This is a genomic window from Proteus sp. CD3 (assembly GCF_008808075.1).
Classification (GTDB): Bacteria; Pseudomonadota; Gammaproteobacteria; order Enterobacterales; family Enterobacteriaceae; genus Proteus; species Proteus appendicitidis.
Genome location: NZ_CP019686.1, coordinates 770,251 through 791,717, shown reverse-complemented (window position 1 = coordinate 791,717; position 21,467 = coordinate 770,251). Strand labels below are relative to the sequence as shown.

Genomic DNA, 21,467 nt, shown 5'->3' with positions numbered 1-21,467 from the left:
TCTTTTTCAGTTTCACAACATCTCTTCTTTATTATAATAAATAGAGACGATGCTCTATTACTGTTTTGCAATTATCTTATTGTCATCTAAATCTAAGATAATCTCTTTGCCCGGTAATAATTTGCCAGACAAGATGTCTTGAGCTAATGGATTTTCAACCTCTTGCTGAATAGCCCGTTTTAATGGACGAGCGCCATAAACTGGGTCGAATCCGTCTTCACTCAATTTCTCTAATGCAGCTCCAGTGATAGTAACGTGATAACCACGCTCTTCTAAACGCTGGTATAAACGACGCAATTGAATTTGTGCAATCGCTGCAATGTTTTCTTTACCTAATGGGTGGAATACCACAACTTCATCAATACGGTTGATAAACTCTGGTCTGAAATGATGGCCAACAACATCCATCACAATATTTTTCATTTCAGGATAATCAATTGTCCCGAAACGTTCTTGAATTAAATCAGACCCTAAGTTCGACGTCATAATCACAACAGTATTACGAAAATCGACAGTTCTACCTTGCCCATCCGTTAAACGACCATCATCCAATACTTGTAATAAGATATTGAATACGTCTGGGTGCGCTTTTTCAACTTCATCTAATAAAATGACTGAATAAGGACGACGGCGAACTGCTTCTGTTAAATATCCACCTTCTTCGTAACCAACATATCCTGGAGGTGCACCCACTAAACGAGAAACGGAGTGTTTTTCCATAAACTCGGACATATCGATACGAACCATTGCATCATCACTATCAAACAAGAAGTTTGCTAATGCTTTACACAACTCAGTCTTACCCACCCCTGTAGGTCCTAAGAATAAGAACGAACCAATTGGGCGATTAGGATCAGATAATCCAGCACGGCTACGACGGATAGCATTAGATACTGCACTCACAGCCTCAGCCTGACCAATAACACGTCTATGTAGCTCTTGTTCCATTCTTAGCAGTTTTTCACGTTCCCCTTCTAGCATTCTAGATACAGGAATACCTGTCCAACGCGCTAAGATTTCAGCAATTTCAGCATCAGTGACTTTATTACGTAACAGCTTCATATGCTTATCTTCAGCTTTATTAGCTTCAGCAAGCTGTTTTTCTAACGTCGGTATTTGTCCATATTGGATCTCTGACATTTTCGCCAAATCACCACTACGGCGAGCTTGCTCTAATGCGATACGAGCCTGCTCTAATTCAGATTTAATATGTTGAGTGCCAGTAAGCTCTGCTTTTTCTGCTTTCCACTCTTCTTCTAAAGCAGAATACTCTTTTTCTTTTTCAGCAAGTTCTTCATTTAGCATCTCTAAACGTTTTTTACTTGCATCATCAGACTCTTTTTGCAGTGCTTGTTGTTCAAGTTTAAGCTGAATAATACGTCTATCAAGTCTATCTAATGCTTCAGGTTTTGAATCCATCTGCATACGTAGGCTTGCACCCGCTTCATCAATTAAATCAATCGCTTTATCTGGCAACATACGGTCAGAAATATAGCGATGAGATAAAGTTGCTGCGGCAACAATCGCTGGATCTGTAATTTGAACATGATGATGAAGCTCATAACGTTCTTTCAGACCACGTAAAATAGCGATAGTGTCTTCAACCGTTGGCTCCGCTACATACACTTTTTGGAAACGACGCTCTAATGCCGCATCTTTTTCAATATATTGACGATATTCGTCAAGTGTTGTTGCACCTACACAATGTAATTCACCACGAGCTAATGCAGGCTTTAACATATTTCCCGCATCCATAGCACCGTCAGCTTTACCTGCGCCAACCATCGTATGTAATTCATCAATAAACAGAATGACACTACCTTCCTGCTTAGATAAATCATTTAAAACAGCTTTTAAACGTTCTTCAAATTCACCACGATATTTAGCACCAGCTAATAACGAGCCCATATCTAAAGAAAGCACACGCTTATTCTTTAAACCTTCAGGGACTTCACCATTAACAATACGTTGAGCCAAACCTTCAACAATAGCCGTTTTACCTACACCCGGCTCACCAATCAGCACCGGGTTATTTTTAGTACGACGTTGTAGAACTTGAATGGTTCTTCTTATTTCTTCATCACGACCAATAACAGGATCGAGTTTGCCTTGTTCTGCTCTTTCCGTTAAATCCACAGTATATTTTTTCAATGCCTGACGTTGGTCTTCTGCATTTTGATCGTTCACTGTTTCTCCACCACGTATTTTTTCAATCGCTATCTCAAGACTTGCTTTATTCGCTCCGGCTGCTTTTAGCATGTCAGCAACCTGACCACCTGTTTCCATAGCAGCTAAAAGAAATAGCTCTGACGAAATAAATTCGTCACCTTTTTTCTGTGCTAATTTATCGCACAAATTAAGGTGCTTAATTAAATCATTTGAGGGATGAACCTCTCCACCAGCACCTTCGACTTTAGGTAATCGAGACAAAGCATCGCTAATTCGCTCATTAAATTGGGATGCATTAACACCTACAGATGTTAATAAAGGGCGAATTGAGCCACCTTGTTGATTAAATAACGCACTCAGCAAATGTATGGGTTCTATAAATTGATTATCGTTCCCAAGTGCCAATGACTGGGCGTCTGCGAGAGCTTGCTGGAATTTGTTGGTTAATTTATCCAGACGCATAACACCTCCAAGTAAAATTTAAAGCAAAATTCGTAACTGGAGAATAGATGAGGTCATTTTGACAATATTCAAGCTCAAAATAAAAAATTTTGAGCAAAAATATTCATCAATATTTGAGATAAGCGAGAAAAACGTTGAGAGGAAGTTTATTTAATCCAGATTAATGATGCCATTCGCCCAGTTACACACTCTCGTCTATAAGAAAAGAAGCGCGATGGATCAGTTACAGTACAAAAATCACCACCATAAATCTGAGTTATTCCACTTTCCTGTAAGATTATTCTCGCTAACATATAAATATTAGCTAAATATTTACCATTATGGGGAATAAATGCAGATTCAAAGGCAATATTTTTTTCTATAAACGCCAAACGGACTTCTGCACCCACCTCAAAAGCGGTTGGACCAATTGCAGGCCCTAACCATGCCATAATTTGATCTTTAGGTGCTTTAAACTGTGCAAGTGTATTTTGTAATACACCATGGCAAAGCCCTCGCCATCCACCATGCGCTGCGCCAACTTCTGTTCCATCAACAGTTGTAAAAAGGACAGGCAAGCAATCTGCCGTCATAATTGCGCAAACTTTTTTCACGGTAGAGGTGTAAAGGGCATCACCTTGTATTTCATTATTTTTCTCAGTATTTAGCGTAACAACATGAGTGCCATGAACTTGTTCAAGCCATAGTGGCATTTCGGGCAGTAGAGCTTGCTGACAAAGTCTGCGTCTATTTTCTTCGACATCAGATAATTTATCACCAACATGAGTACCTAAATTGAAGCTGTCATAAGGCGGTAGACTAATTCCCCCTTCTCTCAAGGTACTGCAAGACCCAATATTTTCAGGTTGTGGCCAATCTGGAAAAATCAATGAAGTCATTTACCAATCCATTTCATCTTTAAACTGTTCAACGTCAGCTTTTAGCACATCGATAAGCTTAACCATATCATCAGGTAATGGTGCATGCCATTCCATTTCAATGCCTGTTATTGGATGATAAAGACGTAGCATCGTTGCGTGTAGCGCTTGTCTATCAAATAAACGTAACGTTTCACGTAATTCATCTGAAGCCCCTTTTAAAGGTCGAGGTCTTCCTGCATAAAGCTGATCGCCAATTAAAGCATGGTGAATATGAGCCATATGAACACGAATTTGGTGAGTACGACCAGTTTCTAAACGTAAACGCAAACGTGTATGAGCACGAAAATGCTCCATAACACGATAATGTGTTACTGCTGGTTTACCCATTGGATGCACAGCCATATGTGTACGTTTAGTTGGATGTCGAGAAATAGGTTCATTCACTAATCCTCCCGCAGTCATTCTGCCTGTGGCAACCGCTTCATACTCGCGCGTGATTTCACGACGTTGTAAAGCTTCGACTAAATGCGTTTGAGCAGGAACTGTTTTTGCAACAACCATTAAACCTGTTGTATCTTTATCCAATCGATGGACAATACCTGCACGAGGTACATTAGCAATTTCTGGATAGCGATAAAGTAATGCGTTTAATACGGTGCCATCAGGATTACCCGCACCAGGATGTACAACAAGATCTCTTGGCTTATTGATAACTAAAATATCATCATCTTCATAGACGATATTTAACGGAATATTCTGAGGCTCCCAGCGCACATCTTCTTCAATTAAGGCATCGACTTCAATTTTTTCACCGCCAAGCATTTTTTCTTTTGGCTTATTGATGATTTTATCGTTAACCTGCACTCTATTGTCTAAGATCCACTCTTTTATACGAGATCTTGAATAATCAGGGAACATTTCGGCCAAAGCCTGATCTAAGCGTTGACCCAGCTGTGAATCTGCGACTGTAGCATTAAGTCGTATTTGTTGAGACATAAATAATTTTCTATTAATTAAGTTAGTGTTTTGACGGCACAGCCGTTTCATTTAAAATGAGTTATAGTGTAACCGATTTCAGGGGAGCTTCACGGAGAGACTCCCCAAACCTATTCAGAGGATAATCAATACGTGATGAGACGCATTAAATACCTGGTGGCAGCGGCCACTGTAAGCCTGTTACTTGCTGGCTGTTCGAGTTCAGACAAAGACGCTACTGCCGATATGTCGCCTTCTGAGCTTTACTCAACCAGTCAGGAAAAATTGCTAGATGGCAATTATGGAGCGGCTATCAAACAATTAGAGTCTCTCGATAATCGCTATCCTTTTGGCCCTTACTCGCAACAAGTTCAACTCGATCTGATTTATGCTTATTATAAATCAGCGGAACTACCAATGGCGATTTCTGCAATCGACCGTTTTATGCGATTAAACCCAACCCATCCTAATATCGACTATGTTCTTTATATGCGTGGCTTAACAGCTCAAGCATTAGATGATAGTGCATTACAAGGATTCTTTGGTATTGATCGTTCAGACCGTGATCCTCAACATGCAATCGTGGCATTTAAAGATTTTAGTCAATTAGTTCGTTACTATCCAGACAGCCTTTATGTCGCTGATGCAACCAAACGCCTAGTCTTTCTTAAAAACCGTTTAGCGAAGTATGAGCTTTCTGTTGCGAAATTCTATACTAAACGAGGGGCTTATGTCGCGGTTATTAATAGAGTAGAGCAAATGATGCGCGATTATCCTGACACACAAGCTACTCGTGACGCGCTTGTTTATATGGAAAACGCTTATAAAGAATTAGGTCTGACACAAGAAGCAGAAAAAGTAGCTTCTCTGATTGCAGCTAATCCAGCCTAACGAAAACATCACCATCAAAAACAGCAGCTTATCGCTGCTGTTTTTTTATTCTTTTCTAGCTAAATTGTCTTTACTTTTCATCAGCCCAACCTTCCTAATATGACTGAATAAATGCAACTTAACAAGCGGTCTTTTTCAGCTATTTATCATTTGTCACGTTTCTATTACTAGTTACACATACATCTAACAAAAAGTGATTTTGATCATGTTTTAAATTGTGTATCAAGATATTCTGAAGTTATCGAAGACGGAGTAATAAAGAGGTAACTATATGATTATAAATATTACTAGCAAACAAATGGAAATTACCCCAGCACTACGTGAACACATTGAAAGCCGTCTAACTAAACTCAATAAATGGCAGGTGAATTTAATCAATCCTCATATTATTCTTACGAAAGATCCGAAAGGCTTTAGTGTTGATGCCAGCATTCATACGCCAAATGGGCAATTGGTCGCTAATGCGCAACATACCGATATGTATGTAGCAATTAATGACCTACTCGCAAAACTTGAACGCCAATTAAACAAAGTTCAGCATAAAAACGAATCTCGTCGGGCTGATAACAGCCTGAAAGAAGAGAATTTACTTGTCGATGAAATGTAAATAGTAAAGCAAGATTAAAAATTAGAATAAATCACTGACTCAAAACGCCTCTGCGCATCCTCGTGATGCGCTTTTTATTGTATTTTTCTTGACTCCATTCACATCATCATGTTTGATAGCAATACATCAAATAATTTACCAATCAATATAATGAAAAAACATTCACATTTGCCTTTCTTCTTTTTCTTTTTACTCTTTCATTAAGAGGCTTTGTCATTTTAGAAAGAAAAGTAAGAACGACAATAGCCTCCAAAATTGGAGGCTTTTTTATTTATGATGGCATGACATAACGGTATAGGGCTTAAACATGGAAAAACTCGATTTATCAGCAATCAGAGATAAGATCACAATGTTAGATTCAGAATTACTAACATTGTTAGCAAACAGACGCCAATTATCTGCTGATGTTGCTCAATTTAAATTGAATACACATCGCCCTATTAGAGATAAAAATCGTGAGCGTGAATTACTTGATTTATTAATTGAGAAAGGAAAAAACGTTGGACTAGATGGTTTTTATATTAGCCGTATTTTTCAAATGATCATCGAAGACTCTGTCTTAACGCAACAAGCCATTCTACAACAACATCTTAATGCAACGCCTAATGAATCAGCCAGAATTGCTTATTTAGGACCTAAAGGCTCTTATTCACATATTGCTGCTCGTCAATATGCTGCCCGCCATTTTGATAGCTTCGTTGATTGCACTTGCCAGAAATTTGACGACATTTTTACACTTGTTGATACTGGTCAAGCTGATTACGGTTTGCTACCAATTGAAAATACCAGTTCAGGGGCAATTAATGATGTTTACGATTTACTGCAAACAACATCAATCTCTATTGTTGGAGAAATTCGCATCCCTATTAATCATGCGCTTTTAACAAGTGTTGATAGCAGCCCAGAAGAGTTACAAACTATTTATAGTCATCCTCAACCCTTCCAACAATGCAGCCATTATTTAAATCAGTATCCAAACTGGAAAATTGAATATTGTGAAAGTACAGCGGCTGCAATGGAAAAAGTGGCTCTTGCACAATCACCATTTGTTGCGGCAATTGGTAGTGAAGCCGGTGGCTCTCTTTATGGTTTAAAACCTCTAGCTAATAATTTAGCAAACCAACAAATAAACGTAACACGCTTTATTGTTATTGCACGAAAAGCTATTGATGTTTCAGAGCAAGTGCCCGCTAAAACAACTTTCTTAATGGCAACGGGGCAACAAGCGGGTGCATTAGTCGATGCATTAATGATTTTAAAAAAATACGACATTATTATGACGAAACTCGAATCTCGTCCTATTAATGGTACACCTTGGGAAGAGATGTTTTATATTGATGTTCAAGCCAATTTACGTGATATCAATATGCAAAAAGCCTTACACGATTTATCACAAACAACACGTTCATTAAAAATACTAGGCTGTTACCCTTCAGAAAATGTTGTTCCTGTTGAAGTGAAATAACCTAGCTCCCAAAAAAGCCAAATAGCATATAGCTATCTGGCTTTTCTTTTTGGTTCTTATTTTAAGATTAATTATAAGAAACCATACATCGCAGCGAATACCCAACCAAAGATACAGGAAACAGTTACACCAATTAATCCCGGTAGAATAAAGCTGTGATTTATAACAAAACGCCCAATTCGAGTTGTGCCAGAACGGTCAAATTGAATTGCCGCTAAGTCACTAGGATAAGTTGGCAGAATATAATAACCATAACAAGCAGGTGCCGATGCAATAATATAAGCAGGATCAACACCAATACCCAATGCTAAAGGAACAATTGCGGCTAAAGCGGCTGCTTGAGAGTTAACAAACTTAGATACCAATAATAAGACAACGGCATAAGCCCAAGGGTATTCTCGTACTAATTGCCCCAGTGCTGCTTCTATTTCTTTCATATGTGCAGAGAACATTGTCTCTGCCATCCAAGCAATACCATATACGGCAACAATTGCTATCATCCCTGAACGAAATACTTCATTTTTAGAAATAAGAGAAGGGTTGGTTTTACAGATAATAATAATTGATGCGCCAGCTAATAACATAAACATCTGAATAACGAGCACCATAGATAATGGTTTACCATTAAATACAGGGCGTATTTCAGAGAAAGCACCTAATATTGCCACAACAGCAATTGCACCTAAGAAAATCCACATTGCTACCCAATTTTTCATAGGGAGCTTTTTATCTAGAAGTGTTGCTGTATCACCATAAACATAATCATGGTTTTCAGGAACTGAAACAAATTCTTGGAAACGTTGGTCTTTATCTAAATCTTTTCCTCTAAACCAGCTAAAAATACCAATAGCTAAAATACCGATAAAAGTAGACGGAATAGTAATTGCTAATAAATCTAAAAACTCTAGATGTTTGCCATTAAAAGTCACATCACCGAGCATTGCGACTAATGTAACAACGGCAACGGATACAGGACTGGCAATAATCCCCATTTGGGAGCCAATTGTACTTGCTGCCATTGGTCTTTCTGGGCGAATATTATTTTTAATCGACACATCATAGATAATTGGCAATATGGTATAAACGACGTGTCCAGTACCACATAATATTGTAAGAGTACAAGTTACAAGTGGTGCAACAATAGAAATATATTTTGGATTTTTACGTAATAATTTTTCTGCTATTTGCAACATAACATCTAATCCACCAGATGCTTGTAATGTTGCTGATGCAGAAACAACGGCAATAATAACTAACATAACATCAACAGGTGGTTTTCCCGGAGGGAGATTAAAAATAAAAACTAAAATAACCAGACCTACACCACCTAATAGACCTAATGCAATTCCTCCCTTCCTAGCCCCATAAAATAGACACACTAATATAATGGCGAGTTGTATTAAAAAATCCATAAATTACCCCTTGAAAAACACGTCGGAATATAAATAATACAATTTAATTTTTAGCATTTATTGCAAAAAAAGAGTTTATAAAATATAATTTACGATAATTGTTATAGGCATTTTTTTGATCATTGTTATAATTTTAATAATAACTTTTAATTTCATTCAGTTTTAAGATCTCATCAACAAATAAGTTTTAATAAAGAGACAATATTGAACATTAATTATTATTAAATTAAACTCAGCGATAACAATTAAATAACAACAAATACAAGATATATTACTCTATTAATAAAAACAGATATTTATCTCCTTGTTTTTAAATGTATATTTATATTTATCTACTTTTATTTTCTGAATAAAAACAGGTAATTCTTATCTATTATTAAATTTTCAAATGGCGGGGAAAGAATATGAATACTTTTATCATATTGATTTTAAGTCTATTTTTTACCAATAACGTAGATGAAATTAAATTAAAAGAGGGTTATCACACTTACTCACTAACGTCTCAAACGGATTTGAAACGTTGCACAGTAAGTCCATGTCCAGATCCTAAAGACTATTAACTTTTAAGCATTTTGTTTTAAAAGGAGTGATTATGAATAAATCATATATTTTAATATGCTTATTTTTATTCGCTAGTTATACAAGTGCTTATTTTGATGATAAAGCAGAAAAAAATATAACATCGAAAATTGAATATTCTCAAAATAATAGCAATATCTCTGCTTTTCGTCGTTGTGTTTGGCCACCTTGTGATGATGACTGGTGATAAGCTAAACATGAAATAATTAATAAAATAAAAAGGCCGAACAATTTATTTTATTGCTCGACCTTTTATATAACAAATAATTTAACTAGATTCGGCTATCGTTAGCCTTTTGTAATAATACACCACTCTCTTTCATAAATTGAGTAGCATAATCGCCAAACCAATCACTCACGTTATTAAATGAACGAACAAACTCACTCTTTGCATTTATATCTAATAAATCGATAGCTTGTCCCAGAGAATGATGATATCTACGAATGAGTTCAATATTCTCTTGTGATGATAAAATAATGTCAGCATAGAGTTGAGGATCTTGAGCAAACAGTCGTCCTATCATTGCCAATTCTAAGCGATAAATAGGAGATGACAGTCGCAGTAAACTGGCTAAGTCCACTTTTTCTTTTGCTAAATGCTGACCGTAAGCGAAGGTAGTAAAATGTCGAAGTGCTTGAATAAAACTCATGTTTTTATCATGCTCTTCTGGCGTAATCGCCTCAATTCTAGCGCCCCATACCATTAATTGCTCTAGCAACCATTCAAATTCTTGATGGTTTCGTCCTTCACAATAAGCCACAACCTGTTTTGCCAAACTAGGCACATCAGGGCCAAACATTGGATGAAGACCTAAAACAGGTCCACTATGTGCCTTTAACATCGCCTCTAAAGGGGCCTTTTTGATAGAGGCTAAATCGACTAATAAGCAATCTTTAGGCAATGGTGGTAATTGTTCAATAACCTCAACGGTTAAATGGATAGGCACACTAATTATGACCATTCCTGAATTATCAAAAATAGCAGGTGATTTAGTTTGCCATTCATCAGCTTCTAAGCTTTCAACTTGATAGCCAGAGAGTGTAAACAAACGAGAAAATAGTTTACCCATTTTCCCATTTCCTCCCACAATAACGATTTTACCAAGTTGAGGATTAAGCGTTTTAAATCCCTTGTCATTCTCTTTAGTATAGGATTCTCGCATTACTCGGCGTAACACATCTTCAATCAAATCTGGGGAAATCCCCATCATTTGTGCATCATTACGACGAGAAGCAAGCATGGAGGCTTCTCTATCAGGTGCATAAATCGGTAAGCCATGACGGTTTTTAACTTCTCCCACTTCAGCTACCAGCTGCATTCTTTTTGCGAGTAAAGAAAGCAGTGATTTATCTACCTGATCAATTTGCTCACGCAAACCTTGTAATTCTTCAGCCATCTATGCTTGCCTCTTTTTTCTTTATGATTAACTAACTTTTTTTAACTGAGCTTCACGCTGAACTAAAATCGGGGAAAGTTGAGCATGTAAATTTCTTAACACTGACTCTGTTGTTTCCCAACTAATACACGCATCTGTTACCGAGACACCGTATTTCATTTCACTACGAGATTGCTCTGACGATTGATTGCCTTCATTAATATGACTTTCTAACATAATGCCAGTGATAGATTCATTACCTTTAGTGATTTGCTCAATCACAGAATCCACCACTTGCGTTTGACGTCGGAAATCTTTATTAGAATTACCATGGCTGCAATCAATCATTAATGATGGTTTTAATCCTGCTTTTACCATTTGAGCTTCACATTGAGCAACATCTTCTTCATGGTAGTTTGGTGTTTTACCACCACGTAAAATAACATGACCATCAGGATTACCTTGTGTTTGCAATAAACAAACCTGCCCTGATTGGTTAATTCCCATAAACCTATGTGGCATAGAAGCCGCTTTCATCGCGTTAATCGCAGTATCTAAATTACCATCTGTTCCGTTTTTAAATCCAACTGGCATTGAAAGCCCTGATGCCATTTCACGGTGAGTTTGAGATTCGGTTGTTCTAGCTCCAATTGCAGACCAACTGAATAAATCACCTAAGTATTGTGGATTGTTAGGATCTAACGCTTCCGTTGCCAGAGGCAAACCTAATTGCACAAGTTCAGTCAATAGCTTACGGGCAATATGTAATCCTTTTTCCATCTCAAAGCTACCATCCATAAATGGATCGCTAATTAAACCTTTCCAACCAACAGTAGTACGAGGTTTTTCAAAGTAGACACGCATCACAATATACAGACTATCACTTAATTCAGACGCTAAGACTTTCAGGCGTTTTGCGTAATCTAACGCAACATCGACATCATGAATGGAACAAGGTCCACATACCACGAGTAAGCGAGGATCACGACGTTGGACAATTTCAGAAATTGTTTGACGTGATTGAGCAATGGCATGCAGATCATTGCGACTCAATGGGTATTTTTGTTTTAACTCTTCTGGAGTAATTAAAACCAGCTCTTCGCTGATATTCACATTATTGAGTGCGTCTTTTTGCATGATCATAATCTTTACCTTTTTATATCTGTCATTGTGATTTTTGTGTGTCTGAAAGATAAGATAACATGCAATGTAAAGAAATCAATCCATATTTTTAATATTTTTGACATATATGTAATCATAACTTTACAGTTAATGATTTTATTATAGATAAACAATAAATAACAACTAGTTACAAAAAATAAAGGAAGCAGAAATAATGTGATGGAGATTGAATTAAAACATTAATTCGTAAAAATATATTTACAGTTTATCTTTTAATGAATCTCGACATATGAAGAATAGATAAGATAGGAATATAGAAGTAAAAGAGATAAAAAACGAATAAACAATATTTTCAACAAGGGAGATATAAAAAAAGGTCAGCAAATGCTGACCTTTTAACAATAACTTTCGGATGTGCGAAAGCGTATTATTTAGCGTTAAGACGCTCTTTGATACGAGCAGCCTTACCTGAACGCTCACGCAGGTAGTACAGTTTAGCTTGACGAACCGCACCACGACGTTTCACAGTGATGCTATCTACGACTGGAGAGTGAGTTTGGAATACACGCTCAACACCTTCGCCATTAGAAATTTTACGAACAGTGAATGCAGAGTGCAGACCGCGGTTACGAATAGCGATAACCACGCCCTCGAATGCCTGCAGACGTTTTTTAGAACCTTCAACAACCCATACTTTAACTTCTAAAGTGTCACCAGGACGGAATGAAGGAACATCTTGCTTCATCTGTTCTTGTTCGATTTGTTTAATAATATTGCTCATAATAACTCTCTTACCCTAGGTAAACTGATATTAATGACATCTTGTGTCAGACTTACTCTGCTGTTCCTGACAGATGTTCCCGTTGGAACTCTGTTAACAGCACTCTTTGCTCGTCAGTCAGAGCTAGGCTTTCCAGAAGCTCAGGTCTTCTTAGCCAGGTTCGACCCAGTGATTGTTTCATGCGCCAGCGATTAATATGAGCATGATTGCCTGACAGTAAAACTGCCGGAACTTCCATGCCATCTAAAACCTCTGGGCGAGTATAGTGAGGATGATCCAGTAAACCTTCAGCAAAAGAATCTTCTTTCGCAGAGGCTGCGTGTCCGAGAACACCCGGTACAAAGCGCGCTACTGCATCTATCATTATCATGGCAGGTAATTCCCCACCACTTAATACGTAATCACCCACAGACCACTCTTCATCGATTTCAGTCTGAATGACACGCTCGTCTATACCTTCATACCGACCACAAACCAGAATTAACTTCTCATTTGTTGCCAGTTCACAAACTCCTTGTTGATCGAGTTTGCGTCCCTGAGGTGATAAGTAAATCACCTTTGCTCCATCACCTGCCGCAGCTTTTGCTTGATGAATGGCTTCCCTTAAAGGTTGAACCATCATCAACATACCGGGACCACCGCCATAAGGACGATCATCAACGGTATTGTGTCTGTCGTATGTAAAATCTCGGGGATTCCAACATTCTACATTGAGCAGACCATGCTTCACTGCCCGACCAGTCACCCCGTACTCGGTTATAGAGCGGAACATTTCTGGAAATAGGCTAATTACCCCAATCCACATTTTTGTGTCCCACTATTGAGAACCGTTAACCGGATAATCTAAAAACCAGGATCCCAATCAACGATAATTTTTTTCGCTGAGAGATCGACTTTCTTGATAACCTGCCCATCAAGAAACGGAACTAACCGTTCCCCGATACCGAACGCATCTTTCAGATTCGCTTTAATCACCATGACATCATTTGAGCCAGTTTCCATCATGTCTGTAACGACACCCAGATCGTAGCCTTTATCCGTTTCTACGTGGCAACCCATCAGATCTTTCCAGTAATATTCACCTTCAAGTTCTGGAAGTTGCGAAGCATTCACGACAATTTCAAAATTAGTCAGGAAATTGGCCGCATCTCTGTCATCAATACCTTTTAGCTTGACGATAATATCTTGGTTGTGATGTTTCCAACTTTCAATTTCAATGGTTTCCCACTGTCCATGACGCTGAATAAACCACGGTTGATATTCAAAAATGTTTTCGGCGTGTTCGGTGGAGGAAAAAACTCTGAGCCAACCACGGATCCCGTAAGGTGAGCCCAACTTACCCATAACAATAGGTTCTACAGGCTCTTTTAAGGTTTTTTGTTCGCTCATTGTTACCACCGCGACAGATTAAGCGCTTTTCTTCGCTGATTTGATCAGGCCAGCAACACGTTCTGAAACTGTTGCGCCTTGAGCAACCCAGTGTTCAACACGGTCTACGTCTAAACGTAATTCTTCTGCATTACCGGTTGCCAGTGGGTTATAAAAACCTACACGTTCAATGAAACGACCATCACGCGCATTGCGGCTATCGGTTACTACTACTTGGTAAAACGGACGCTTTTTTGCGCCGCCACGAGCTAAACGAATTGTTACCATAACATCCTCATTAGTTAATAAAACAACCAGACGCCATCGAGGAACGGAGTCCGGTTGTCATATAAAAAGCCCGAAAAGTTTACTCACTTTGGCGAAAAAAGCAATCCAAAGCACGTTTTTTTTCAGGCTTTTTGATTTTATCGGCCTGGAAATCCAGGTGGCATCATACCTTTCATGCTACGCATCATCTTAGCCATGCCACCTTTTTTCATCTTTTTCATCATACGTTGCATATCATCAAACTGTTTTAATAAACGGTTGACGTCTTGCACTTGTGTTCCTGAACCCGCTGCAATACGGCGTTTTCTAGAACCTTTGATGATTTCTGGTTTTTGACGTTCTTTTTTAGTCATGGAATTAATAATCGCTTCCATTTTCACTAAAATTGAATCATCCATTTGTGATTTTACTGCATCTGGCACCTGAGACATACCCGGCATTTTGCTTAACATATTCGCCATGCCGCCCATGTTCTTCATCTGCTTTAATTGATCTAAGAAATCATTTAGATCAAAGCCATCACCTTTTTTAAGTTTTGTTGCCAGCTTTTCAGCTTGCGCTCTATCAACTTTACTTTCAATGTCTTCAATTAAAGACAGAACATCACCCATGCCTAAAATACGAGAGGCAATACGATCTGGGTGGAAAGGTTCTAAGGCTTCTGTTTTTTCCCCAACACCGAGGAATTTAATTGGCTTACCGGTGATATGGCGAATGGATAATGCCGCACCACCACGCGCATCACCATCAACTTTGGTTAATACAACCCCCGTTAATGGCAATGCTTCATTAAATGCTTTTGCTGTATTTGCCGCATCTTGACCCGTCATGGCGTCAACAACAAACAGGGTTTCAACGGGATTAATGGCTTTATGGAGAAGTTGGATCTCTTCCATCATCCCTTCATCTACGTGTAAACGACCTGCTGTATCCACCAGCAATACATCATAGAATTGAAGTTGCGCATGTTTTAATGCATTACTTGCAATGGTGACTGGATTTTCTTGAACTGTCGAAGGGAAGAAATCAATGCCAACCGTTTCGGCTAACGTTTCAAGCTGTTTAATCGCTGCTGGGCGATAAACGTCAGCAGAAACAACAAGAACTTTTTTCTTCTTTTTCTCTTTTAAGAATTTACCTAATTTTGCGACACTGGTTGTTTTACCGGCACCTTGTAAACCTGCCATTAACACAACAGCTGGCGGTTGTGCTGATAGATCAAGGTCGGTATTCACTTCCCCCATCGCATTGACGAGTTCATTTTGAACAATCTTCACAAACTCCTGACCCGGAGTCAGGCTTTTGTTAACTTCATGCCCTACTGCGCTCTCTTTGACGCGCGCAATAAAATCACGAACCACAGGTAAAGCAACGTCAGCTTCTAATAAAGCCATACGCACTTCACGCAGTGTCTCTTTAATGTTTTCTTCGGTCAGTCTTCCTCGACCGCTTATATTGCGCAATGTGCGCGATAGTCTGTCACTTAAATTCTCAAACATTATCTTAGCTCAGTGTTAAAGTTGGGCTTATCGGTCATGTATGCCACCGATTATATCACGATGACTCGCGGATCTCTGCATAGAGATTTAAGCTTAATGACTTCAATAGTTGGAGCCGTATGCTCCTAGCGCTATACTAGGAAGTTATTCAAACAATATATGTAAGCGAAACTATGCCCGTTATATCAATCTCTATCGTCGCTGTCTGCGCTTATTTACTCAGTCTGGTGCTGTTTTTGCCCGGTCTGTTACGAAAAGAGCAGAATGGATACCGCGGATTAGCTCTACTATTTGCGGTAATTGCACTTATTGCACATGCCATTTCATTAAAATTTTTAATTTTCCGCCCCCACAGCGGACAGAATCTTTCACTCACCAATCTAGGTGCGATTGTGAGCCTGATGGTCTGCGTTATCATGACGATTGTGGCTTCTCGTGGCCGTGCATGGTTCTTACTGCCTATCGTTTATTGTTTCGCAATAGTCAATCTTATTATTGCCGCGCTGATGCCGGGTGAATTTGTTACACATCTTGAAAGCAGCACATCGCTCTTTATTCATATTGGGCTGGCTTTATTAAGCTATGCCACACTGTTAATAGCCGCTTTATATGCATTACAAGTTAGTTGGCTCGACTATCAACTAAAAAATAAGAAGCTAAAATTCTCACCACAAATGCCACCATTAATGTCAATTGAGCGTAAAATGTTTCATATCACACAAGTGGGTGTGGTATTGCTGACACTGACCTTATGTACAGGGTTGGTTTATATGGATAATATTTTTGGTAAAGAAAATATTCACAAATCTATTTTCTCTATCATAGCTTGGTTTGTTTACGTCATTTTATTATGGGGACATTACCGAGAAGGATGGAGAGGAAAGAAAGTCATTCTCTTTAATTTAATTGGCGCTATTATTTTAACATTAGCTTTTTTTGGTAATCGTTTATTACAAGAGTTAGTGCTTAATTAATTTTCTATTTTAGGGTAGCAAAAGGATCTCAATTTTGGAGCATGTGTCAACATCTACGCTCATTATCATACTTATATGTATGATTATTGCCTCGGCTTATTTCTCAGGTACTGAAACGAGTATGATGACGATTAATCGTTATCGTCTTCGCCACGCATCGAAGCAAGGAAATAAAGCGGCAAAACGTGTAGAAAAATTACTGCAACGTCCTGATAGGCTTATCAGTTTAGTATTAATTGGTAATAATTTAATTAATATTGTGGCATCTGCCTTAGCAACCATCGTCGGTATGCGTTTGTATGGTAACGCGGGTGTCGCTATTGCGACAGGTGTATTGACCTTTATTATTCTAATTTTTGCTGAAGTACTCCCAAAATCTATTGCTGCACTTTATCCTGAGCGTATTGCTTACCCAAGTAGCATTCTTTTACTACCTTTGCAAATACTGATGCTCCCTGTTGTCTGGTTTTTTAATAAAATAACCCTCATATTGATGCGTGTTTTTGGTATAAAATCGCCGGTAATACAAGGGAATGCGGTCTCAAAAGAAGAATTAAGAACTATCGTTAATGAATCTAAATCAAAGCTTTCGCAAAGAAATCAGAATATGTTGCTGTCGATTTTAGATTTAGAAAAAGTGACAATTGGCGATATTATGGTGCCAAGAAATGAGATTTTTGGTATCGATGTCAATGATGAATGGAAATCTATCGTAAGACAATTAACGCATTCTCCACACGGTCGCATAGTGCTTTATCGTGATACTCTCGACGATGCAATTGGTATGTTGCGAGTACGAGAAGCTTACCGCTTAATGACAGAGAAAAAAGAATTCACCAAGCAAATTCTGATGAAAGCTGCTGATAAAATCTACTTTATTCCAGAAAGCACCCCATTAAACCTACAACTCGTCAACTTCCAACGGAATAATGAAAAAGCGGGTGTTGTAGTTGATGAATATGGTGAAATTCAAGGTTTAGTGACCGTTGAAGATATTCTTGAAGAGATTGTTGGTGACTTTACTACCTCGATGTCCCCATCTTTAGCTGAAGAAGTTATTCCTCAAAAAGACGGTTCATTATTAGTCGATGGCACAACAAATATTCGAGATATCAATAAAGCTTTTGGTTGGCATTTACCTGAAGATGAAGCTCGAACAATCAACGGTGTCATTATTGAAGAGTTGGGAGACTTACCTGTTGTAGGTCATAAAATAAAAGTGAGTGACTACGAATTTGAAATACTTGAAGTTCAGGATAATGTCATTAAAAAGGCGTTAATTCGCCACCTTTCAATCCCACATCATTAGTGAATATAAAATAAGCGCCTTCTAAGGCGCTTATTTTTTGCTGTTTATCCTAGTTCAAATCGTAATTTGCTATTACGAAAATCAAACTCTCTGGCGGGCTTCATATAGAAAGGTTCTATCGCTTGCTCTTGTATTAATTTTTCGGGCTTTAATTGTTGATAATCAGAATAAAAACCATGATTTTTAACCCACATAACTAAGTTTAATGCAGGCTGATAAGAATAATCAGCACCATATTCTTCACGCCGACAAATAAAACACGCAGTTTCTCCTTTATTTAAAGTAAGAGAAAGTGACTTGCGTGGAAAATTAGTAATAAGCGCCTCCTCACCGTTTATGGCTTCAATATTAAAATGGTGAGGCGCTAAGCTACGAATATTTTCATATTTTAACTGTGAATTATCGCCGCTATAACTGTTTGTTTTAATTTCATCTTGTCGAAAATACCAACGATATTGCTCTTCTTCTTTTTCTTTATAAAGATAATCACCACTTATTTTCATTATGGTGTTGGTTTGTAGCTTGGTGATTTTGGCAAATAATTCAGTATTGAGTTCAGACGATAGCAATAATAAATCAGGCTTGATAATAAGCTCTGGTTCGCACTGAGTGCGTTTAACATACTTTTTGTGGACTCGTTCCAAGTAACGATGTTCAAGTGCTTTAGAACGTCCTTGATAGAAAAAGGCATCTTTAGGAAATTGGGTACGTAATGTGCCTTTACCTACAAAATAAAATTCTCGAACAAAAAACTCTAACACTAATTTAGGTGATGAGAATTTGCGATTTTCCATAACAGAAGTGTACTCCGTGTATTAAGCATAAATTTAATCCATTACTGTGCTAACAATATAAGAAGATAAGAAAATAAAACAATGGAGTAGAGAAAAGAAAAATAATAAAGGAGATAAGAATAAAAAAGAGACAATAAATCAGGATGCGAATTTCCTGATCTATTATCCCCTAATGTTACAAATTAGCTGTAGTCTAAATATAGCTTAGATATGCAGCTCTTTTAAAGTCTCTTCAGGCAGGGCTAATTCATCGTTATGATTAATGCCAATGCTATGAGATAAAATATCTCGTGCGATATCTTGTGCTTCTGTCAGTGAATGCATTTCATAAGTACCACATTGGTACACATTCAGCTCAGGGATATGGTTTTGATCTTTTACTTTCAAAACATCTTCCATTGCTGCTTTCCATGCATTAGCAACACGTTGCTCTTCAGGTTGCCCAATTAAGCTCATGTAGAAGCCTGTACGGCATCCCATTGGGGAAATATCAATTATCTCAACACCATGACCATTAAGATGGTTACGCATAAATCCAGCGAACAGATGCTCTAGAGTATGGATCCCTTTCTCAGGCATGGCTTTTTTATTTGGCACAGTAAAACGTAAATCAAATACCGTGATGGTATCACCTGATGGCGTTTTCATTGTTTTAGCAACGCGTACAGCAGGTGCTGACATACGTGTATGGTCAACAGTAAAGCTATCCAATAAAGGCATAAAAAACCTCCTAAGAAAAATTTAAATATTTTTAAGAAAAAATGAAACTTTCTGCAAGTAGCTCGGTCTTAGTAATGAATACGCGCAAATTGTTATCATCCCTATTTCTCTATAGAATTTTTTAGCCACACAAATCTTAGTGTGGCTTTTTTCTATCTAAGTTTAGGAAGCCACGTTATCGGTGTTTGTCCCCGCATGGATCTTCAAATACTCATCAAAAGAAATGGTATCACTCTTTTCTAACTCTTCTTGACGTTTTATGGATGAAATTCTCTCATGTTCAAAAGCTTCATCGGTTAACGTTTCATAAGGTGTTTTAATTAATTCTTGGTAATATTCTTCCGCTAAAGACAAGCCGAAACCACCAATACCTTGCGTTTTAATTTTGTCTAATAGTCTGCCAGAGAAGGTTAATTCTGGATTATCGAACATTTCCTCTAACTTAACGCAAACTTCCATATATTTAGTGCCTGAACAGCAATCAAGAACATTAGCAACACGTTCTAAATCAGCAAATAAGGCTTTACCAACTTGCGCTAGTGGCTCTTTTCTTTCGCCACAACCCATTCCAATAACTTGACCTGGCTTACGCCCTTCTAGAATAACGTTATTCCAATTTGAACGACAGCACGCTAATTCAGAGGCACTCATTTCTGGAGCATCCGCTAATACACACCAGATCAGGAATAAATCAAGGAAGCGAATTTGAGTTTCGTCAACACCAATTGGCGTAAATGGATTGATATCAAGTGAACGAACTTCAATATATTCAATACCACCACGTAATAACGCATCAGAAGGTGATTCATCCCCTTTAACCACACGTTTAGGACGAATAGGTGCATAAAGTTCATTTTCAATCTGCAACACATTGGTGTTTAACTGAATATATTTACCATCTTTCTTAACGCCTAATTTAGCAAACTCTTCAGAAGGCTTATGAATCGCTTTTTTCAGCCCTTTGACATAAGTTTCAAGATGATTAAAAGTGATATCTAAATCGCTTTGAGATTTATTGGTATACCCTAAATCACTTAAACGCAATGAAGTTGCATAAGGTAAATATTTCGCCCCTTTAGCTGTGCTTTCAAAGGGGAGATTTGTTTCTCTTCCTTTTAAGAAAGATCCACAAATTGCCGGTGATGCACCAAAGAAGAATGGAATGATCCAGCCAAAGCGATAATAGTTACGAATAAGACGTAAGTAACCGTCAGAAATCGCCTCTTTCCCACTCTCTTCATCTTTTACATTTGCCCATGCTTGCCAAAATTCGATAGGCAACGAAAAGTTGTAATGCACACCTGAAATGGTTTGCATTAACGCACCATAACGATTTTTAAGCCCTTCACGATAGAGTGTTTTAAAACGCCCAACATTAGATGTGCCAAATTGAGCCAGCGTAATCTTATCTTCCGCTTCAATAAAGCAAGGCATACTCATAGGCCACATACGTTCATTATCTAAGTGACGTGCTGTATAGCGATGTAAATCACCTAAAAAATGCAAGGTATGTGCAATGTTGTCATCAACAGGTGTAATAAACTCTAATAGAGACTCAGCAAAGTCCGTTGTGATCCATTTATGAGTTAATGATTTACCTAATGAGATAGGATGCTCTGTTGATGCTAAATTGCCTTCTGGCGTAACTCTTAAAGTTTCACGCTCTATACCACGGTGGATGCCACATAAAACTTTAGGGTGTGCTTCCAACCAAGAAAGCGCTTTTGATACGTCCGGGATCAAAGGTGACCTCCCGCGTTGATTGATGTTAGTAAATAGATAGGAGTTACTTTATCGCAAAGTCACTAAATTGTCG

20 protein-coding genes and 1 other annotated feature are annotated in these 21,467 nt (G+C 38.0%); of the genes, 6 read left to right on the top strand and 14 right to left on the bottom strand.

What is annotated here, in order from left to right:
* Positions 1-57 precede the first annotated feature (57 nt).
* From clpB to rluD, 3 genes are all read right to left on the bottom strand, one after another.
* On the bottom strand, positions 58-2,631 hold the full coding sequence (gene clpB / locus BTA34_RS03500) for an ATP-dependent chaperone ClpB (protein WP_151434518.1): 2,574 nt from the start codon (positions 2,629-2,631) through the stop codon (positions 58-60).
* Between the two features lie 146 nt (positions 2,632-2,777).
* Entirely contained in the window at positions 2,778-3,509 is a 732-nt protein-coding gene (gene yfiH, locus BTA34_RS03495; protein WP_151434517.1) for a purine nucleoside phosphorylase YfiH, read from the bottom strand.
* Positions 3,510-4,487 (bottom strand): 23S rRNA pseudouridine(1911/1915/1917) synthase RluD, encoded by a 978-nt coding sequence (gene rluD, locus BTA34_RS03490; RefSeq protein WP_109396304.1) that lies wholly within the window; start codon positions 4,485-4,487, stop codon positions 3,510-3,512.
* A 135-nt stretch (positions 4,488-4,622) separates the two neighbouring features.
* On the opposite strand from rluD, the gene bamD reads away from it, so the two are divergent.
* The 3 genes from bamD to pheA all read left to right on the top strand — a co-directional run bounded on the left by bamD (position 4,623) and on the right by pheA (position 7,429).
* Positions 4,623-5,357 carry an outer membrane protein assembly factor BamD gene (gene bamD, locus BTA34_RS03485; RefSeq protein ID WP_075672429.1) on the top strand — a complete coding sequence of 245 codons (735 nt, stop codon included), beginning with the start codon at positions 4,623-4,625 and terminating at the stop codon, positions 5,355-5,357.
* A 271-nt stretch (positions 5,358-5,628) separates the two neighbouring features.
* Entirely contained in the window at positions 5,629-5,964 is a 336-nt protein-coding gene (gene raiA, locus BTA34_RS03480) for a ribosome-associated translation inhibitor RaiA (protein ID WP_151434516.1), read from the top strand.
* A 155-nt stretch (positions 5,965-6,119) separates the two neighbouring features.
* Positions 6,120-6,236, top strand: a sequence feature (Phe leader region).
* Between the two features lie 35 nt (positions 6,237-6,271).
* Positions 6,272-7,429: a bifunctional chorismate mutase/prephenate dehydratase gene (gene pheA, locus BTA34_RS03475; protein ID WP_151434515.1), complete on the top strand. Its 1,158-nt coding sequence runs from the start codon at positions 6,272-6,274 to the stop codon at positions 7,427-7,429.
* 71 nt (positions 7,430-7,500) lie between these two features.
* Here pheA and BTA34_RS03470 read toward each other — a convergent pair whose 3' ends face one another.
* Entirely contained in the window at positions 7,501-8,841 is a 1,341-nt protein-coding gene (locus BTA34_RS03470; protein ID WP_151434514.1) for an anaerobic C4-dicarboxylate transporter, read from the bottom strand.
* Between the two features lie 592 nt (positions 8,842-9,433).
* Here BTA34_RS03470 and BTA34_RS18260 point away from each other — a divergent pair.
* The gene (locus BTA34_RS18260) at positions 9,434-9,607 is read left to right on the top strand and encodes a hypothetical protein (protein ID WP_265576168.1); all 174 of its coding nucleotides are present in this window, start codon (positions 9,434-9,436) and stop codon (positions 9,605-9,607) included.
* Between the two features lie 85 nt (positions 9,608-9,692).
* Here BTA34_RS18260 and tyrA read toward each other — a convergent pair whose 3' ends face one another.
* The 7 genes from tyrA to ffh form a co-directional block, all read right to left on the bottom strand.
* Positions 9,693-10,817 carry a bifunctional chorismate mutase/prephenate dehydrogenase gene (gene tyrA / locus BTA34_RS03465; protein WP_151434513.1) on the bottom strand — a complete coding sequence of 375 codons (1,125 nt, stop codon included), beginning with the start codon at positions 10,815-10,817 and terminating at the stop codon, positions 9,693-9,695.
* A gap of 27 nt (positions 10,818-10,844) precedes the next feature.
* On the bottom strand, positions 10,845-11,939 hold the full coding sequence (locus BTA34_RS03460) for a 3-deoxy-7-phosphoheptulonate synthase (RefSeq protein WP_151434512.1): 1,095 nt from the start codon (positions 11,937-11,939) through the stop codon (positions 10,845-10,847).
* A 406-nt stretch (positions 11,940-12,345) separates the two neighbouring features.
* Complete coding sequence (gene rplS / locus BTA34_RS03455) at positions 12,346-12,699, bottom strand: 50S ribosomal protein L19 (RefSeq protein ID WP_023580978.1); 354 nt, start codon at positions 12,697-12,699, stop codon at positions 12,346-12,348.
* 52 nt (positions 12,700-12,751) lie between these two features.
* Positions 12,752-13,504, bottom strand: a complete 753-nt coding sequence (gene trmD, locus BTA34_RS03450) for a tRNA (guanosine(37)-N1)-methyltransferase TrmD (RefSeq protein ID WP_006534750.1) — start codon at positions 13,502-13,504, stop codon at positions 12,752-12,754.
* 38 nt (positions 13,505-13,542) lie between these two features.
* Positions 13,543-14,088, bottom strand: coding sequence for a ribosome maturation factor RimM (gene rimM / locus BTA34_RS03445; protein WP_006534751.1), 546 nt, complete (start codon positions 14,086-14,088; stop codon positions 13,543-13,545).
* A gap of 18 nt (positions 14,089-14,106) precedes the next feature.
* Positions 14,107-14,355 (bottom strand): 30S ribosomal protein S16, encoded by a 249-nt coding sequence (gene rpsP, locus BTA34_RS03440; RefSeq protein ID WP_004244772.1) that lies wholly within the window; start codon positions 14,353-14,355, stop codon positions 14,107-14,109.
* Between the two features lie 137 nt (positions 14,356-14,492).
* Positions 14,493-15,854: a signal recognition particle protein gene (ffh, locus tag BTA34_RS03435; RefSeq protein WP_151434511.1), complete on the bottom strand. Its 1,362-nt coding sequence runs from the start codon at positions 15,852-15,854 to the stop codon at positions 14,493-14,495.
* A 173-nt stretch (positions 15,855-16,027) separates the two neighbouring features.
* On the opposite strand from ffh, the gene BTA34_RS03430 reads away from it, so the two are divergent.
* On the top strand, positions 16,028-16,828 hold the full coding sequence (locus BTA34_RS03430; protein ID WP_151434510.1) for a cytochrome C assembly family protein: 801 nt from the start codon (positions 16,028-16,030) through the stop codon (positions 16,826-16,828).
* Between the two features lie 34 nt (positions 16,829-16,862).
* The gene (locus BTA34_RS03425; protein WP_151434509.1) at positions 16,863-18,137 is read left to right on the top strand and encodes a CNNM domain-containing protein; all 1,275 of its coding nucleotides are present in this window, start codon (positions 16,863-16,865) and stop codon (positions 18,135-18,137) included.
* A gap of 44 nt (positions 18,138-18,181) precedes the next feature.
* On the opposite strand, the gene BTA34_RS03420 is transcribed toward BTA34_RS03425, so the two are convergent.
* From BTA34_RS03420 to gshA, 3 genes are all read right to left on the bottom strand, one after another.
* On the bottom strand, positions 18,182-18,931 hold the full coding sequence (locus BTA34_RS03420) for a hypothetical protein (RefSeq protein WP_151434508.1): 750 nt from the start codon (positions 18,929-18,931) through the stop codon (positions 18,182-18,184).
* Positions 18,932-19,135: 204 nt separating this feature from the next.
* Positions 19,136-19,651 carry an S-ribosylhomocysteine lyase gene (luxS, locus tag BTA34_RS03415; protein ID WP_151434507.1) on the bottom strand — a complete coding sequence of 172 codons (516 nt, stop codon included), beginning with the start codon at positions 19,649-19,651 and terminating at the stop codon, positions 19,136-19,138.
* Between the two features lie 162 nt (positions 19,652-19,813).
* Positions 19,814-21,394 carry a glutamate--cysteine ligase gene (gene gshA / locus BTA34_RS03410; protein WP_151434506.1) on the bottom strand — a complete coding sequence of 527 codons (1,581 nt, stop codon included), beginning with the start codon at positions 21,392-21,394 and terminating at the stop codon, positions 19,814-19,816.
* Positions 21,395-21,467 lie beyond the last annotated feature (73 nt).

Bases quoted from the DNA above. Each gene is read 5' to 3' on its own strand.
- rluD (WP_109396304.1), bottom strand. From the start codon at position 4,487: ATGTCTCAACAAATACGACTTAATGCTACAGTCGCAGATTCACAGCTG.
- yfiH (WP_151434517.1), bottom strand. From the start codon at position 3,509: ATGACTTCATTGATTTTTCCAGATTGGCCACAACCTGAAAATATTGGG.
- raiA (WP_151434516.1), top strand. From the start codon at position 5,629: ATGATTATAAATATTACTAGCAAACAAATGGAAATTACCCCAGCACTA.
- rpsP (WP_004244772.1), bottom strand. From the start codon at position 14,355: ATGGTAACAATTCGTTTAGCTCGTGGCGGCGCAAAAAAGCGTCCGTTT.
- rplS (WP_023580978.1), bottom strand. From the start codon at position 12,699: ATGAGCAATATTATTAAACAAATCGAACAAGAACAGATGAAGCAAGAT.
- bamD (WP_075672429.1), top strand. From the start codon at position 4,623: ATGAGACGCATTAAATACCTGGTGGCAGCGGCCACTGTAAGCCTGTTA.
- pheA (WP_151434515.1), top strand. From the start codon at position 6,272: ATGGAAAAACTCGATTTATCAGCAATCAGAGATAAGATCACAATGTTA.
- BTA34_RS03460 (WP_151434512.1), bottom strand. From the start codon at position 11,939: ATGATCATGCAAAAAGACGCACTCAATAATGTGAATATCAGCGAAGAG.
- ffh (WP_151434511.1), bottom strand. From the start codon at position 15,854: ATGTTTGAGAATTTAAGTGACAGACTATCGCGCACATTGCGCAATATA.
- tyrA (WP_151434513.1), bottom strand. From the start codon at position 10,817: ATGGCTGAAGAATTACAAGGTTTGCGTGAGCAAATTGATCAGGTAGAT.
- clpB (WP_151434518.1), bottom strand. From the start codon at position 2,631: ATGCGTCTGGATAAATTAACCAACAAATTCCAGCAAGCTCTCGCAGAC.
- BTA34_RS03420 (WP_151434508.1), bottom strand. From the start codon at position 18,931: ATGGAAAATCGCAAATTCTCATCACCTAAATTAGTGTTAGAGTTTTTT.
- BTA34_RS03470 (WP_151434514.1), bottom strand. From the start codon at position 8,841: ATGGATTTTTTAATACAACTCGCCATTATATTAGTGTGTCTATTTTAT.
- trmD (WP_006534750.1), bottom strand. From the start codon at position 13,504: ATGTGGATTGGGGTAATTAGCCTATTTCCAGAAATGTTCCGCTCTATA.
- BTA34_RS18260 (WP_265576168.1), top strand. From the start codon at position 9,434: ATGAATAAATCATATATTTTAATATGCTTATTTTTATTCGCTAGTTAT.
- rimM (WP_006534751.1), bottom strand. From the start codon at position 14,088: ATGAGCGAACAAAAAACCTTAAAAGAGCCTGTAGAACCTATTGTTATG.
- luxS (WP_151434507.1), bottom strand. From the start codon at position 19,651: ATGCCTTTATTGGATAGCTTTACTGTTGACCATACACGTATGTCAGCA.
- BTA34_RS03430 (WP_151434510.1), top strand. From the start codon at position 16,028: ATGCCCGTTATATCAATCTCTATCGTCGCTGTCTGCGCTTATTTACTC.